Source organism: Glutamicibacter sp. NPDC087583 (genome assembly GCF_044743685.1).
Classification (GTDB): Bacteria; Actinomycetota; Actinomycetes; order Actinomycetales; family Micrococcaceae; genus Glutamicibacter.
In genome coordinates this window covers 133,136-146,201 of the sequence record NZ_JBIUWY010000004.1, presented here as the reverse complement: position 1 = coordinate 146,201, position 13,066 = coordinate 133,136, and the positions used below count along the sequence as shown (strand labels likewise).

The 13,066-nt window shown below is 60.8% G+C and carries 14 protein-coding genes and 1 riboswitch; of the genes, 4 read left to right on the top strand and 10 right to left on the bottom strand.

Going from position 1 to position 13,066, the window contains the following annotated elements; genetic code table 11:
* Positions 1 to 24 precede the first annotated feature (24 nt).
* Both ACIOU9_RS12195 and ACIOU9_RS12190 read right to left on the bottom strand, forming a co-directional pair.
* Entirely contained in the window at positions 25 to 360 is a 336-nt protein-coding gene (locus ACIOU9_RS12195) for a LuxR family transcriptional regulator (RefSeq protein ID WP_400289755.1), read from the bottom strand.
* Positions 361 to 466: 106 nt separating this feature from the next.
* Complete coding sequence (locus ACIOU9_RS12190) at positions 467 to 1,483, bottom strand: AEC family transporter (protein WP_402697054.1); 1,017 nt, start codon at positions 1,481 to 1,483, stop codon at positions 467 to 469.
* A gap of 198 nt (positions 1,484 to 1,681) precedes the next feature.
* Between ACIOU9_RS12190 and ACIOU9_RS12185 the strand changes: the two genes are divergently transcribed.
* The gene (locus tag ACIOU9_RS12185; protein WP_133833833.1) at positions 1,682 to 2,446 is read left to right on the top strand and encodes an SDR family oxidoreductase; all 765 of its coding nucleotides are present in this window, start codon (positions 1,682 to 1,684) and stop codon (positions 2,444 to 2,446) included.
* Between the two features lie 250 nt (positions 2,447 to 2,696).
* On the opposite strand, the gene ACIOU9_RS12180 is transcribed toward ACIOU9_RS12185, so the two are convergent.
* The 3 genes from ACIOU9_RS12180 to ACIOU9_RS12170 all read right to left on the bottom strand — a co-directional run bounded on the left by ACIOU9_RS12180 (position 2,697) and on the right by ACIOU9_RS12170 (position 4,000).
* Positions 2,697 to 3,137: an SRPBCC domain-containing protein gene (locus ACIOU9_RS12180; protein ID WP_166650752.1), complete on the bottom strand. Its 441-nt coding sequence runs from the start codon at positions 3,135 to 3,137 to the stop codon at positions 2,697 to 2,699.
* Between the two features lie 57 nt (positions 3,138 to 3,194).
* Positions 3,195 to 3,452: a hypothetical protein gene (locus tag ACIOU9_RS12175; RefSeq protein WP_286134083.1), complete on the bottom strand. Its 258-nt coding sequence runs from the start codon at positions 3,450 to 3,452 to the stop codon at positions 3,195 to 3,197.
* Positions 3,453 to 3,538: 86 nt separating this feature from the next.
* A complete protein-coding gene (locus tag ACIOU9_RS12170; protein ID WP_105656568.1) occupies positions 3,539 to 4,000 on the bottom strand; it encodes a MarR family winged helix-turn-helix transcriptional regulator in 462 nt (153 codons plus the stop codon).
* Between the two features lie 169 nt (positions 4,001 to 4,169).
* Here ACIOU9_RS12170 and ACIOU9_RS12165 point away from each other — a divergent pair, with 169 nt between their 5' ends.
* Positions 4,170 to 5,171 (top strand): pirin family protein, encoded by a 1,002-nt coding sequence (locus ACIOU9_RS12165; RefSeq protein ID WP_105656569.1) that lies wholly within the window; start codon positions 4,170 to 4,172, stop codon positions 5,169 to 5,171.
* A 17-nt stretch (positions 5,172 to 5,188) separates the two neighbouring features.
* Positions 5,189 to 5,521 carry a GNAT family N-acetyltransferase gene (locus tag ACIOU9_RS12160; RefSeq protein WP_105662222.1) on the top strand — a complete coding sequence of 111 codons (333 nt, stop codon included), beginning with the start codon at positions 5,189 to 5,191 and terminating at the stop codon, positions 5,519 to 5,521.
* A gap of 10 nt (positions 5,522 to 5,531) precedes the next feature.
* Here the strand turns inward: ACIOU9_RS12160 and ACIOU9_RS12155 are convergent, their stop codons facing one another.
* The 5 genes from ACIOU9_RS12155 to ACIOU9_RS12135 all read right to left on the bottom strand — a co-directional run bounded on the left by ACIOU9_RS12155 (position 5,532) and on the right by ACIOU9_RS12135 (position 10,863).
* Positions 5,532 to 5,720, bottom strand: coding sequence for a hypothetical protein (locus tag ACIOU9_RS12155; protein ID WP_105656632.1), 189 nt, complete (start codon positions 5,718 to 5,720; stop codon positions 5,532 to 5,534).
* A 13-nt stretch (positions 5,721 to 5,733) separates the two neighbouring features.
* The gene (locus ACIOU9_RS12150; protein WP_402697052.1) at positions 5,734 to 7,116 is read right to left on the bottom strand and encodes an MFS transporter; all 1,383 of its coding nucleotides are present in this window, start codon (positions 7,114 to 7,116) and stop codon (positions 5,734 to 5,736) included.
* Between the two features lie 23 nt (positions 7,117 to 7,139).
* Complete coding sequence (locus ACIOU9_RS12145) at positions 7,140 to 7,877, bottom strand: ZIP family metal transporter (RefSeq protein ID WP_402697050.1); 738 nt, start codon at positions 7,875 to 7,877, stop codon at positions 7,140 to 7,142.
* A 61-nt stretch (positions 7,878 to 7,938) separates the two neighbouring features.
* The gene (gene dnaB, locus ACIOU9_RS12140) at positions 7,939 to 9,294 is read right to left on the bottom strand and encodes a replicative DNA helicase (protein ID WP_105656572.1); all 1,356 of its coding nucleotides are present in this window, start codon (positions 9,292 to 9,294) and stop codon (positions 7,939 to 7,941) included.
* A gap of 1,068 nt (positions 9,295 to 10,362) precedes the next feature.
* On the bottom strand, positions 10,363 to 10,863 hold the full coding sequence (locus ACIOU9_RS12135; RefSeq protein WP_402697048.1) for a flavin reductase family protein: 501 nt from the start codon (positions 10,861 to 10,863) through the stop codon (positions 10,363 to 10,365).
* Between the two features lie 94 nt (positions 10,864 to 10,957).
* A riboswitch (SAM riboswitch) is annotated at positions 10,958 to 11,074 on the bottom strand.
* Positions 11,075 to 11,451: 377 nt separating this feature from the next.
* On the opposite strand from ACIOU9_RS12135, the gene ACIOU9_RS12130 reads away from it, so the two are divergent.
* Positions 11,452 to 13,059 carry a long-chain-fatty-acid--CoA ligase gene (locus ACIOU9_RS12130; protein ID WP_402697046.1) on the top strand — a complete coding sequence of 536 codons (1,608 nt, stop codon included), beginning with the start codon at positions 11,452 to 11,454 and terminating at the stop codon, positions 13,057 to 13,059.
* Positions 13,060 to 13,066: the final 7 nt, after the last annotated feature.

The following is a 13,066-nucleotide window of genomic DNA, read 5'->3' as shown; positions in this document are numbered from 1 at the left end:
AACTGGCCCGCATTTTGCTGTCCCCTAGCGATCGATCTTGGCTACGGTGAGCAGCACGCTGGAATCCTGCGTGGCGCTGATTTTCAGCCTCCCCTCGGGAAGCACAATGAGATCCTGGCTACGCCCCTCCCACTGGTTGCCCAGGGATGAAACGGTGACCCTGCCCTGGAGGACCAGCAGTGTCGCTTCGCCGGGATTCACATGTTCTTGCAGCTCGGTGCCGGCCGTGAGCCCAATGACGGTTTGGCGCAGGGTGTGCTCATGTCCGCCGAAAACCGTGCTGGCAGCTCGGCCATTGGTTGCATCCGCGGCTTCCCTCAGCTGGGTTCGGGCGATGGCGGCCAGCGAAAACTTCTTCATCAAATCCCTGCATCTCATCTCTCGGGCTGGATACTCCGGGCTGATTAGCCTGTGCTGCTACAAGACTGTCCCCGCACCGGGGCAAAGGTCAAGGAAAGCGCGGGGACTACTTCAGTACCAATTGAGCCAGCACCGGCAAGGCAATGACCGACAGGACGCAGGTGATCACGATGGCCACCGCAGTCGGCTCGCCATCCCCGGTGTCGTTCTGGGCCATGATGTAGGCGGTTGCGCTGACCGGCATGGCCGCCATGAGCACCGCGGCATTGAACCAGATGCGATCCAGATCCGGGGCGAAAACAAGCAGCATGGCCACCGTCAGCAATGGCATCGCCACGAGTTTGCCCAGCACCATGGCCGCGATGGAGGTTCTCGCCCAGCTGCCGCCAGCCGCAGAGCCATCCGGAGCAACCGGTGCATGCTTCCTGGCACGCGAACGGTCAATGGTCCGCTTCAGCGACATGCCGATGACGAAGAGCGCCCCCGGGGCGGCCGCGGCGGATATCAGGTCAACGGTGTCGTCCACCGGCCGTGGTACGGGCACACCGAGGATTGCTACCGTGCCGCCAAGGACCATGGCCCAGGTGACCGGGCTGTAAACCAGGGCATTGCGGATGGTCCGGGCGATGCGCACGGCGCTTGCCGGATGCTGGCCTCCTTTGCCGTTGGGCAAGAGAATTTGGGCGAGGATGGGGAATCCGACCATGAAGATGATGTTGTGGACCAGTTGCCCCATGCCCGCGGCGAACCCGGCTTCTGTGCCCATGACGCCGAGGATAATCGGGATTCCCAAGTACGACACGTTGCCGAAGCTGGTGGTCAGCATGCCGGCGAGCGCCCGCGCCCGGTTTGCGCGTAGCAGATAGCGGAAAGCCAGCCAGCTGAGCAGGGCGAAAAGCAGCGCGGAGACGATACTGATCCACAGGAATGCGAGCGGCACGCCTTCGCTGATATCCGCCCGGGCTACCACCTTGTAGAGCAGCGCCGGCAAGGCGACATAGAAGACGAACACATTCAGTGCCGGTTCCACGCTGGCCGGGAATTTGGGTGCATGGCTGGCGCCGTAGCCGATGAGCATGACGAAGAACAGCGGCAGCACGCCATAGAGCACGTCGAGGAACACAAGCCTCCTTAGGGAATGTTCGGCCGGGGTCGCGGGGACCGAGCACTTCAAGGTTAGTTGCTTGCCAGGCTGATCCGGGAAATGCGCCGGGGGCGCTTCGCAACATGCAGGCGAAAACTGGGGTTTGGCGGCGCAAATTCCTAGGATGAGACCACGCGCCTCGTCCGATCACTGTTGAGCTTTCCGCAAGGAGAATTGATGTCCCACGCATCTGGAGTCCCGCAGGCCCCGCGCACGATTGCCATCACCGGCGCAGGATCAGGCATTGGCCGCGCCACCGCACGCCTGCTGCTGGCGCAGGGATGGAATGTGGTGCTCGCCGGGCGCACCGCGGCTAACCTGCATGAGACGGCGCAAGGCCACGGTTCCGCCTTGGTGGTTCCCACGGATGTTAGTGATCCGCAGGCTGTGGAACACCTGTTTGCCGAAGCGGCGCAACGTTTCGGCACGGTCAATGCGCTGTTCAATAATGCCGGGATTTTCGGTCCCTCGGCAGCCATCGATGAGCTGAGTCCGGCCCAGTGGGATGAGGTTTGCCGGATCAACCTCACCGGGGCCATCAACGCGGCCCGCACGGCCTTTGCCCATTTCAAGGCCAACGACGGCGGACGCATCATCAACAATGGATCGATTTCAGCGCAGGTTCCGCGGGTGAACTCCGTTGCCTATACCGTCACCAAGCACGGCATCGCCGGCTTGACCAAATGCCTTGAACTTGATGGACGGGAGCACCGGATCAGGGCCACGCAGCTCGATATCGGCAACACCGCCAGTGACCTGCTCGATGATTTCGGTGCCACCCAGGGTGCCTTGCAACCGGGCGGCCAGCGGCTCGTCGAGCCGACATTCCCGCTGGCCCAAGCCGCTGAGGCCGTTGCGTACATCGCCGGGGTTCCGCTCGGTACCTCCATCAACCAATTCACCATCACTGCTGGCGGAATGCCCTACATCGGGCGAGGCTAGGGCGCAGGCAACCGGAGGAAGGAATTGGCGTGCAAGTCGATGCTCCGGTTGCGTGCGGCAATGCCCCGCGCCATCAGATCATCATGGGATTCTGGTTGCGCTACACGGCATGAACCTGCCAGAACTGCGCCAGTATCCGCAGCGAAACGCCTTTCAGCCACGTGCTGCGCTTTGACTCCGCCGGCAAGAGCGCGAAACTGGCAGGCGTTCGCAGCTGCTGTGCTGGTTCTTCCCCTGCCGTACTAAAGGCCTAGAAGAATTCCGCCAGCAGCGCTTCGAGCTTCGCAAAAGCGGAATTCCATGCCTTGGTGCTGGATTCGATAACCTCATAAGGCAATGGGGTTTGGGTCAGCGTCAGCATCGTCTGCCCGGCGAATTCCTTGAATTCGATACGGGTTTCGATCACGAGGTCCAAGGTCATTTCGTGCGGGCCGTCGGCACTGACCAGGCATTCGTACTCGTCGAAAGACGTCAGGACCGCCTTGAGCGGCACCTTGGCATCCGGGTTATCAGCCTGCACCATATTCAGCTCATGCCGGCCGCCGACCTTGGCTTCGAATACGACGGAATCTTCCTCGACAAGCCAGCCATCGGGACCCCACCACTGGGCGATGATTTCCGGCTCGACGAAGGCAGCCCAAACGGCGTTCTTCGGTGCGGAAAATTGCCGGGCGACTACGAGTTCAGTCATCGATTCCATAAGGTCAATATTATCGCGGCCCGCCATCAGGTGCACCCGCAGGGGCAACTACCCCTGCGGACGGCGAGGCTCCATGCGGCTCGCGGTGTACAGCGTTTGCTCATCCGGCGAGGTTCCGGCAGCTTCATGGGCGCGCATGACCTTCATTGCGCGGTCCCATTTGATGCGTTCGCGAGGGCTGGCGAGGACACGGCGCTCGGCCGGACCGAAGATGGACAATCCCAAGTACTTCAGACGCCAGAATATGCGGTAGCCGACGCTTAGTCCGGTGGTATCGGAAATGATCGGCAGGGGTGATTCATCCATGATCGTCGTCCTCTTCGGTCATTGGGTTTGCGAGCACTGGCACTTCAATCATACGTCATTAGTTGGTGCACCAACTAAATGGGGTTCTAGCTTTTCGGAGCGTTCGAACCTGCAGCAATAATGCGGTCCAGGATGCCGCGCAGCTCCAGCACATCCTTGTCGGTCAGGGCAAGCCGGGCCATCATTTCGCGCGGCACCTCCACCGCTTCAGCACGCAGCGCGGCACCCTTCTCGGTGGGCTGAATGATGACGGCCCGCTCATCGTCCGGGTTCTTCGTCTTTGCCACCAAACCGGCAGTTTCGAGGCGCTTGACCAACGGGGAAAGCGTTCCCGGATCCAGGTGCAGATGCCCGCTGAGGGCACGGGCGCTGATCGGCCCCAAGTCCCAAAGGGCCAGCATCACCAGGTACTGGGGATGCGTCAGCCCCAGCGGATCCAGCACGGGCTTGTATGCCGAGATCACCGAGCGCGAGGCTACGGCCAGGCCGAAGCACACCTGCTTTTCCAGCTTGAGAAGATCTTCGTCGCGAAGAATAGCACTGTCCACGTTGTCGCAAGCTCCTTGAAAGATGCCTAATACCACTGCATTGATCGTACCGCGGTCGAGAATACCGTGCCCGGGCCGAAAGCTGCCCCGGGTCGCAGCGCCAATTCCAGTTGCGTTCGAATCGGTGGCGCAAGTAGTCAAAGCGGGCCACAGTGAATAGCCTTGGCATATGAGCAATCTTGAGCACCGGCCTGAGGAGATCGGCTGCAGTGCAGTGCGTTCCCAGGCAGAGGTTGAAATCCTGGAACCACGCGAAGTGCCCTTGGGCGGTCCGCGGGCAATGACGGTCTTCCGGACACTGCCGCAAAAGCAGCGCAGCCTGATCGGCGCTTGGTGCTTCCTGGACCATTACGGTCCTGACGATGTCGCAGTCACCGGCGGGATGAACGTGCCCCGTCACCCGCACACCGGACTGCAGACTGTCTCTTGGCTCTTCACCGGAGAGATCAACCATATGGATTCGGCCGGGTTCAAGGCGACCGTGCGACCCGGCGAGGTCAATCTGATGACCGCCGGGCACGGAATCAGCCATTCGGAGATCCTCACCGAAGACACCACCATCCTTCACGGCGCCCAGCTATGGACCGCGCTGCCGGATCATGCACGGGATATGGAACATACTTTTGAGAACTACCGCCCGGAAGCGCTCACCGCTCCCGGCTGGTCGCTGTCGGTCTTCCTTGGCACCTACGGGGTGTCGGGCAAGTCGTCCACCTCCCCGGTGAAGACGCACACCGAGCTCGGTGGCGCCGAACTGCGCCTTGAACCGAACACCGAGATCGAAGTGGTTGTCCCCGGGCACCATGAGCACGGGATCCTCCTGGACTCCGGCAATCTTGAAGTCAACGGCCATGAACTCGCTCCACGCGATCTCGGGTTCGTGCGTGCGGGATGCACGACCCTGCGCCTGAAGTCCGGGGACCAGCCGGTTCTGGCGCTGCTCATCGGCGGAGAGCCGCTGAAGGAAGACATCCTGATGTGGTGGAACTTCGTAGGCCGCACCCATGAGGAAGTCCTCGCGTTCCGCGCGCAATGGCAGGCCGAGATCGGGGCCGAGCCCGGGGATGCCTCCGAGGATCGCTTCGGGCCTTTCCCGCCTAATACTCCGGCAGCCTTGCCGGCTCCAGCACTTCCCACCGTTCGCCTGCGCCCGCGCGTGAACCCCGCCTAACCAATAAGGAACTCCCAATGAGCGACATCAAACCAGTATTCCTGCCCGAGCGCCAGCGCTTCGCCCTCGACGATGACGGCAAGATCATCGGAGCGGCGCACTACCGCGATTTTGATGGGGCCCAAGGCGTCGAGCGGATCTTCTTCCACACCACCGTGGATGAGGAATACGGCGGACAGGGCCTAGCCAGCGTCATGGTGAAATTCGCGCTGGAGAACACCATCGCCAGCGGTGCCAGGATCGTTCCGGTCTGCCCGTACGTGAAGGCCTACGTTGCCAAGCACACCGAGTATGCGCAGCATATCGTGGAACCGGACAAGGACCACCTGGGCATCCTGCCGCGCGGCTAAACCGGAGATCTCAGGGGTTCATCTTGAGGCCGCGTGCGGCCAGCTCGTCGCGGAGGATGCGGATGGCTTTCGGGCCGACGCCGTGCAGCGCGAGCAGCGCCGCGGTGCCGGCTTGCCCCGCCTGCTCGAGACTGGTGATGCCGGCCTGCTCGAAAGCCCTGGCGGCGGGGTTGCTCGTCTTGGGAAGCTCTGTGTCCATGATCCCAGCGTAGTCAGGCTGCTGGCTGCGCAACAGGTTTGGTGCGCGGCGAGATCGCGATCAGGACCAGAATCAGCAAGAGGCTGAAGCTGAAGACCGAGATGAACTCCATCCCGGTGGCGGCCATCGCGAAGATGACGCCACCGATGGCGGTGGTTCCGGCGTTGCCCAGGGAGTCGGCCACGGTCATTGCCGATGAGTTGAATCCCTGTTCATCCTTGGCAGACAGGGCCAGCATGTTCACGTTTTGCCGCGGGAAGATCATCCCCATGCCGAAGCCGCCCACGGCCCATCCGCAGACCAGCACGAGGACCGGCGGATGGAAGATCGCGGTGGCCAATGCGCTTGAAATCGCTACGCTGCCGGCGATCGCACCCACGGTGATGCAGGTGGAGGATTCCACCTTATCCCCCAGCTTTCCCTGCAGCCATGAACCCACCGACCAGCACAATGCCGAGGCCGTCAGGATCAGGCCCGCCCGGTCGGGACCCAGCTGGTAATCCTCGCGCAGCAGGTACGGCAGATAGACTTCCACGCCGAAGAAGGCCCCGGCCACGAAGATGCGGGTCATGATGGTGGACGGCAGCCCCTTGGCCAAGCTGAACGTGCCCTTGGGCAGCAACGGGCGAATTGCTGCAAGGGCTACCGCCAATGCCAAGACCAGTCCCAGAAGGGACCAGCTGCCCTGCGCATTGCCGAGCAAGTTCATGCAGATGACAGCCAGTCCAGCCAGGCCGGCCAGCATCAGCCGCTTCTTGGAAATCGGCCCCAGGTCCGGATTGCGCTGGGAGCTCAGCGACTTCAACGCCGGCACGATCCCGCAGAACGCGAGAACAACCAGCACCGCCACGCCGGAGAACACCCAGCGCCAACCGAGGTGCACGGCCATCAAGCCGGCCAGCCAGGGGCCGATCAGCGCCGGGACCACCCAGGCGGTAGCGAACAGGGCGAAGATCTTGGAATGCAGATGCGCAGGATACGCGCGGGCAATGAGCACGTAGATGGCGACGGTGATCGCGCCACCGCCAATTCCCTGCAAGATGCGCCCGGCAATCAGGACCTGCATGTTCTCGGCTGAACCGCAGATCAGCAGCCCAATGCAGAAAACGGCCACGGCGATGGACAGCGGGTGCTTGGGCCCCCACCGGTCGGTGACTTCTCCGGCGGCAACCATCCCCAGCATCCCGCTGGCGATTGGCGCGGCAAAGGCCAGGGCGAAGTAGCGTTCGCCCTCCAGCAGCTCGCTGACCAGTGGCATTACCGTGGTCACGGCCATGGATTCGAAAGCGACCAGGAAGACGAGCACGAACATGCCAAGGGTGGTGGCAAGATACTGCGGAGCATAGATCGTGGACTCGGCGCGCTCGGCTGATTGGCTGCTGCGGTTCAGGGGCATGCATCCATGATCTCAGGTTTCCCCTAGCCGCCGATCACGTGCAGGCTGAAGGCCGCCAGGAAGCCCGAGGTCACCAGCAACCCGGTGTAGTCGTGCTCCACCTTGTAGGCTTCCGGGATCATGGTGTCGGCGATCATCGTCAAGATGCCTCCGGCAGCGACCGCGGTGGCGAAGGCCAGCACTTCACCGGGCATGGATTCCAGCAGCAGCGCTCCGAGGAAGGCAGCGATGCCGCAGGAAATGGCTATCGATCCCCAGAGCAAAACGATCGAGGACCCCTTGCGCCCGGACGCTTTCATCTGTGCGGTACTCGCCAGTCCCTCGGGGACATTGGAGATGAATATGGCGATGAGCATCGCCGGATTAATGCTCGCGGTGGCGACCACGGAAAGTCCAAGGGCCACGGACTCGGGAATGCCGTCGATGAGTGCACCGACCGCGAGCGCGGTTCCCGATGACTCCTGCTCTCCTGCGCGCTGCGCCTGCCGCTTTGAGGTTCTCCAGGCCAGCAGCCGGTTCGCGCCGAAATACAAGGCAGCGCCCACGATCACGCCGCCCAGCGTCGCAACGAGGCCGCCGGTTTCATAGGCTTCGAGCACCAGCTCGAAGGCCAGTGCGCTGACCAGGACCCCGGCACCGAAGGCCATGATGGCGCTGACCCAGATCTTGGGGATCTTCAGCCACCAGGCCGCGCCGGATCCCAGCAACAGGGCCGAGCCGGCCACAGTGCCCCACAGCAAAGCCTGCATCGAAGCGAACATGGCACCCACTATAGCCAGCAATTCGCTGGCTTAGTAGGTGCCATATGAGTTCTGACTGGGACTAACCCTCGGTGGACATGTTGTTGAAGCGCGAGTAGTGGCCCTGGAAGGCCACGGTGATGGTCTTGGTCGGACCGGCACGGTGCTTTGCGATAATCACGTCAGCTTCGCCCGGACGGTTTTCCTTGTCGTAGACGTCATCACGGTGCAGCAAAATCACCATGTCGGCGTCCTGCTCAATCGAGCCCGATTCGCGCAGGTCCGAAACCATTGGCTTCTTGTCGGTACGCTGCTCGGAACCACGGTTCAGCTGCGACAGCGCAATCAACGGAACGTCGAGTTCCTTGGCGAGCAGCTTGAGGTTACGCGAGAACTCGGAAACTTCCTGCTGGCGCGATTCCACACGCTTGCCCGAGCTCATCAGCTGCAGGTAGTCCAGGATGATCATGCGCAGCTCATTGCGCTGCTTGAGGCGACGGCACTTGGCACGGATTTCCATCATGGACATGTTCGGCGAATCATCAATGAACAACGGGGCTTCGTTCAGCCGGCCCATGGTCGTGGCGATCTTGGTCCACTGTGCGTCTTCCACCGAGCCCTTGCGCAGATCCTGGAGCTGGATGGATGCTTCGGCCGAGAGCAGGCGCATCGCAATTTCATTGCGGCCCATTTCCAAGGAGAAGAACACGGTGGCCATATTGTGCTTGATGGCAGCAGAACGGGCGAAGTCCAGCGCGAAGGTTGACTTGCCCACCGCAGGACGGGCGGCGATGATGATCATCTGGCCGCCCTTCAGGCCCTGGGTCAGCTCGTCGAATTCATAGAATCCGGTGGGCACACCGGTAATGCCATCGCCCGCGTTGGCCGCGTTCTCGATTTCATCAACGGTGTCTTCGATGATGTCCGAAAGTCGCACGTAGTCTTCACTGCTGCGGTTCTCGGCCACCTTGTAGACCTCTGCCTGGGCTTCGTTGACGATTGCGTCAACTTCACCATCTGGCGAGTAGCCCATCTGGACAATACGCGTTCCAGCGTCAACCAATCGGCGCAGCACGGCGCGTTCGCGCACAATTTCTGCGTAGTACCCGGCGTTGGCTGCAGTTGGAACCTGCTGGATGAGATTGTGAAGGTAGGCGGCGCCACCAATGCGCGAGATTTCGCCGCGCTTGGTCAGCAAGTCGGCTACGGTGACCGCATCGGCTGGTTCGCCACGACCGTAGAGGTCGACAATCGCCTCGTAAATCGATTCGTGGGAGGGACGGTAGAAGTCGGTGCCGCGAATGGATTCAACGACGTCAGCAATGGCGTCCTTGGAGAGCATCATGCCACCGAGGACCGACATCTCGGCCTCGATATCCTGTGGCGGCTTGCGCCCTGCGTCGGAATCTCGTCCTTCGTAAACCGGCTCAGCACTCATTGCAGACACTTCCATCCCCTATTGACCCGCTGGGAAAAATTATCCTTGCCTCATGGCAACGCTTCATCGTGTCAGTCGATACGGACATTTGGATGTCAGGCGCCTGTGGATATTTCTCTCCCGAACCCAACACTAGGGCTGTTATTAACAGGCGTAAACCTCATTATCCACAGAATATGTGGATAACACTCCTCTACCTGTGGACTTCCCTGTTCACAGTCTGGGGAGAACTCTGTGGATTACCCCACTCTACGTATCATTAATATCTGTTGACTTGGTTGTTTGTATTCGCACACCTGTGGACAGAAACTTAATTCATTGAAGCTCACGCCAACCGACCCAAGGTTATCAACACCCTTAATCGCCCAGTTCCCGGGGTTTTTCAGCCTTTGTACACATTTGCCCACGTCTTGTCCACAGTTTTGTGGATAACCTTGTGGATACTGGTGAATTTACAAAACCCTAAGTCACCGTGGATTAAATTCGCCAGCAAGGCCGGATCTTCCAGTAGTCCACAATCGGCTAGGGTTTCTGCGTTCGGGGGCGGTGGATAACTTAATGTGTGCAACGACTCGGCGGGCGAACCTGGATCAGCGACTGGGCTGCCGGCGCACTCTCGCCACTTCGCGTCCGCGACGCGCGCCAGTGAAGACGCCATAAAGCGCCGGTTTCATTTGTGATGCGCAGCCTTTGCATGGCTCGGAAGCCCCATGCGAGGGTTGCCGGCAATTCTCTGCCGCTCTGGTCCAGCGTGCAGCGAGGATCCATGAGCTATCTGCGTGGTTCTGTTCGACGGCCCAGACGGGTGGCGGATATGGCGAGTTCAAGGTTTCTCGCGACAGATACTTTGATGACGAGGTTATCGCCAAATGCCTGGGGCAGCTGGCCCAAGAAGGCAGGCCATGAGATTGCCAGCCATCTTGCCACGTCTTCTGGGTGGCGTGAGAGAACGGGCATTGCCGGTGTCGAGGGCTGCGGGGAACGGCTCAACCCGCCTAACCGGAATTCAAAAAGCTCCGGCCAGATCGATGTTTTGATCTGGCCGGAGCTTTGGAAGATGCGAAGCGCTTATACGAGCTCAGGAATCGGCAGCGAATGGAACCGCGAATCATGGAAGATCTGTGGCGAGTGCTCGGAGGTGCGGTGCCCGTGGACTTCCATCAGGACTACCCAGTGATCCCCCGCTTCGACCTCGTTGTAGATCGAAGTCTCCAACCACAACGTTGAGTCGTTGACGAAGAGCGCGCCCTGATCCGAGGAATAGGTATCGATTCCGCGGAACCGGTCGCCATTTTTCGAGGCAATCTGAGCGCAGACACCATCATTGCGTTCGCTCAGCACCGAGACGCCAATGCGGCCAGCTTCGCGCAGCTTTGGCCAAGTGTTCGAGGACTTCTGCACGGCGAACATCACCAGTGCAGGTTCGAGGGAAACTCCCACGGTAAACGATGAAGCGACAAGTCCCGTCTTCACGCCATCCAGTTCTGCACAGAGGGCGGCTACCCCTGATGGATGCTGAGCGAAAACCTTGCGCAGGGTCAACGGGTCAAGTTCAAGATTCAATGACATGGCTCGATTCCTTTGGGTCTTGCCCACCGCGCAGTAGCCTGCAAGCATTGGCTTCTCGTTACTCGAAGCCGCTTGGGCTGAAGTTCCGCGCCGTGTGCGGTACTTGTTCCAGCACATTTTGCGTGGAACCGAATCCTCACCTGGAGCACCCCACTACCGTTGAGAGGGTTGCCGATCAGCAAGCCAGGGCTTATAGCTGATGCTCTTGATTCTGTTTAAAACGATATGGCTCATGACGAACAGCCGTCAAACATTTCACTTCGCAAATCGCAATATTCGACGCAATATTCGATCCAGGGCCCCACCAGAAGTCCTTGGGCAGCCTTTTATTCGCTATGCGCCGCGCTTCTTGAACCCCTCGGCCCCCATGATCGCAGCAGGCTTCCGCCGCCCTTGATTCGGCAGAACACTAACGCCTCCCCTGGGCTCGGGGCCCTGGCGCGAATCCCCTACCGCCCACCGTAATGAAACTTGGTTTCCCGGCATGACGCTGAGGTTCATGCCACTATTGGTCATGGAGTGCATTGAGTCACACTCCTGCTTATTGTTCTCCGTAACCATCGATGACGATTGAGGAATAGCCACACCATGGTAGAGATTCAGGCCAACCATTCAGAATTGACCCCACTGCGTTTCTTGGAACGCACAGTCGAGGCCTATCCGAAGAAGACCGCCGTCATCCATGGAACTCGCATCTTCTCCTATGAAGAATTCGAAGCACGGGTGCACCGCTTTGCCCAGGCGCTGAAGGCTCGCATTGAGCCGGGCGACCGCGTGGCCGTGCTGGCACCGAATACTCCCGAAATGCTCATGGCGCATTACGCCGTACCGCTGTCAGGCGCAGTCCTCGTTGCCCTGAACACCCGACTCTCGGCCCACGAGCTGCAATACATCATTGATCATTCTGCTGCCAAGCTGATGCTTGCCGACACAGAGCTGTTGGAGAACACGAAGACCCTGCGCCGCGAGAACCCAACGCTGGAGGCGCTCATCGAGATCACCGATGACCAGTACGCCGGAGAACGTCCGGACGTGCCCGTGGACGCCACCTTGGACGAGCTAATCGCACAAGCCTCGGATGAAAGACTTCCCTACGCCATCGCCGATGAGCGGGCTCCGATCACTCTCAATTACACGTCGGGCACCACCGGCAAGCCGAAGGGCGTGCTCTACTCGCACCGCGGCAGCTACCTGAACTCGTTGGGCGAAGCGCACCACCAGGGCTTCACGGCCAAGACCCGCTACTTGTGGACCCTGCCGATGTTCCACTGCAACGGCTGGTGCACTCCATGGGCCGTCACCGCAGCGGGAGGAACCCACCTGTGCCTGCGCGGCGTGCGCGAAGATTCCGTTTGGGATGCCATCGAGAATCTTGGAACCACCCACTTGTGCGGCGCTCCGACCGTCTGCTCCATCATCGCCGACTCCACCCGCGCCCACCAGCTCGATGCGCCACTGCGCATCACCACCGCAGGAGCTCCCCCGTCCCCGGCAATCATCTCCAAGCTGCAGAAGCTGGGCATCGAGGTAGTCCATGTATATGGCCTCACCGAGGTATACGGACCGTACACGGTGTGCGAGTACCAGGATGAGTGGGATGCCCTCGATGGCCCGGACCGGGCCGCGAAGCTCGCCCGCCAAGGCGTTGGCATGATTACCGCCGAGTCCGCACGCATTGTTGACGAGAACATGAACGATGTCCCGGCGGATGGACAGACCATGGGCGAAATCGTGCTGCGCGGCAATAACGTCATGATCGGCTACTACCGCGATGAAGCGGCCACTACCCAAGCTTTCCATGGCGGCTGGTTCCACACCGGCGATCTGGGTGTCATGCACCCGGATGGCTACATCCAGGTGCGCGACCGGGCCAAGGACATCATCATTTCCGGCGGCGAGAACATCTCCACCATCGAGGTGGAGCAGGCGCTGGCCTCGCACCCTGAGGTGCTGGACCTGGCCGTCATCGGCATAGCGGACGAGAAATGGGGCGAGCGTCCGGTGGCATATGTCATCCGCGCCAGCGGATCCTCCCTGGACGCGCAAACGCTGATTGAATTCGCCCGCGAAAAGCTGGCCGGTTTCAAGGTGCCGCGCACCATCGTCTTCCCGCAGGATCTGCCGCGCACCTCCACTGGTAAGGTGCAGAAGAATGTCCTGCGCGCCCAGGCGCTAGAAGCCAGCACACCGAACTAGCCCGAGG

Coding starts and splice junctions, on each gene's coding strand:
- ACIOU9_RS12130 (WP_402697046.1), top strand. CDS start 11,452: ATGGTAGAGATTCAGGCCAACCATTCAGAATTGACCCCACTGCGTTTC.
- ACIOU9_RS12160 (WP_105662222.1), top strand. CDS start 5,189: ATGAGCGACATCAAACCAGTATTCCTGCCCGAGCGCCAGCGCTTCGCC.
- ACIOU9_RS12155 (WP_105656632.1), bottom strand. CDS start 5,720: ATGGACACAGAGCTTCCCAAGACGAGCAACCCCGCCGCCAGGGCTTTC.
- ACIOU9_RS12135 (WP_402697048.1), bottom strand. CDS start 10,863: ATGTCATTGAATCTTGAACTTGACCCGTTGACCCTGCGCAAGGTTTTC.
- ACIOU9_RS12165 (WP_105656569.1), top strand. CDS start 4,170: ATGAGCAATCTTGAGCACCGGCCTGAGGAGATCGGCTGCAGTGCAGTG.
- ACIOU9_RS12175 (WP_286134083.1), bottom strand. CDS start 3,452: ATGGATGAATCACCCCTGCCGATCATTTCCGATACCACCGGACTAAGC.
- ACIOU9_RS12150 (WP_402697052.1), bottom strand. CDS start 7,116: ATGCCCCTGAACCGCAGCAGCCAATCAGCCGAGCGCGCCGAGTCCACG.
- ACIOU9_RS12185 (WP_133833833.1), top strand. CDS start 1,682: ATGTCCCACGCATCTGGAGTCCCGCAGGCCCCGCGCACGATTGCCATC.
- ACIOU9_RS12195 (WP_400289755.1), bottom strand. CDS start 360: ATGAAGAAGTTTTCGCTGGCCGCCATCGCCCGAACCCAGCTGAGGGAA.
- dnaB (WP_105656572.1), bottom strand. CDS start 9,294: ATGAGTGCTGAGCCGGTTTACGAAGGACGAGATTCCGACGCAGGGCGC.
- ACIOU9_RS12145 (WP_402697050.1), bottom strand. CDS start 7,877: ATGTTCGCTTCGATGCAGGCTTTGCTGTGGGGCACTGTGGCCGGCTCG.
- ACIOU9_RS12180 (WP_166650752.1), bottom strand. CDS start 3,137: ATGACTGAACTCGTAGTCGCCCGGCAATTTTCCGCACCGAAGAACGCC.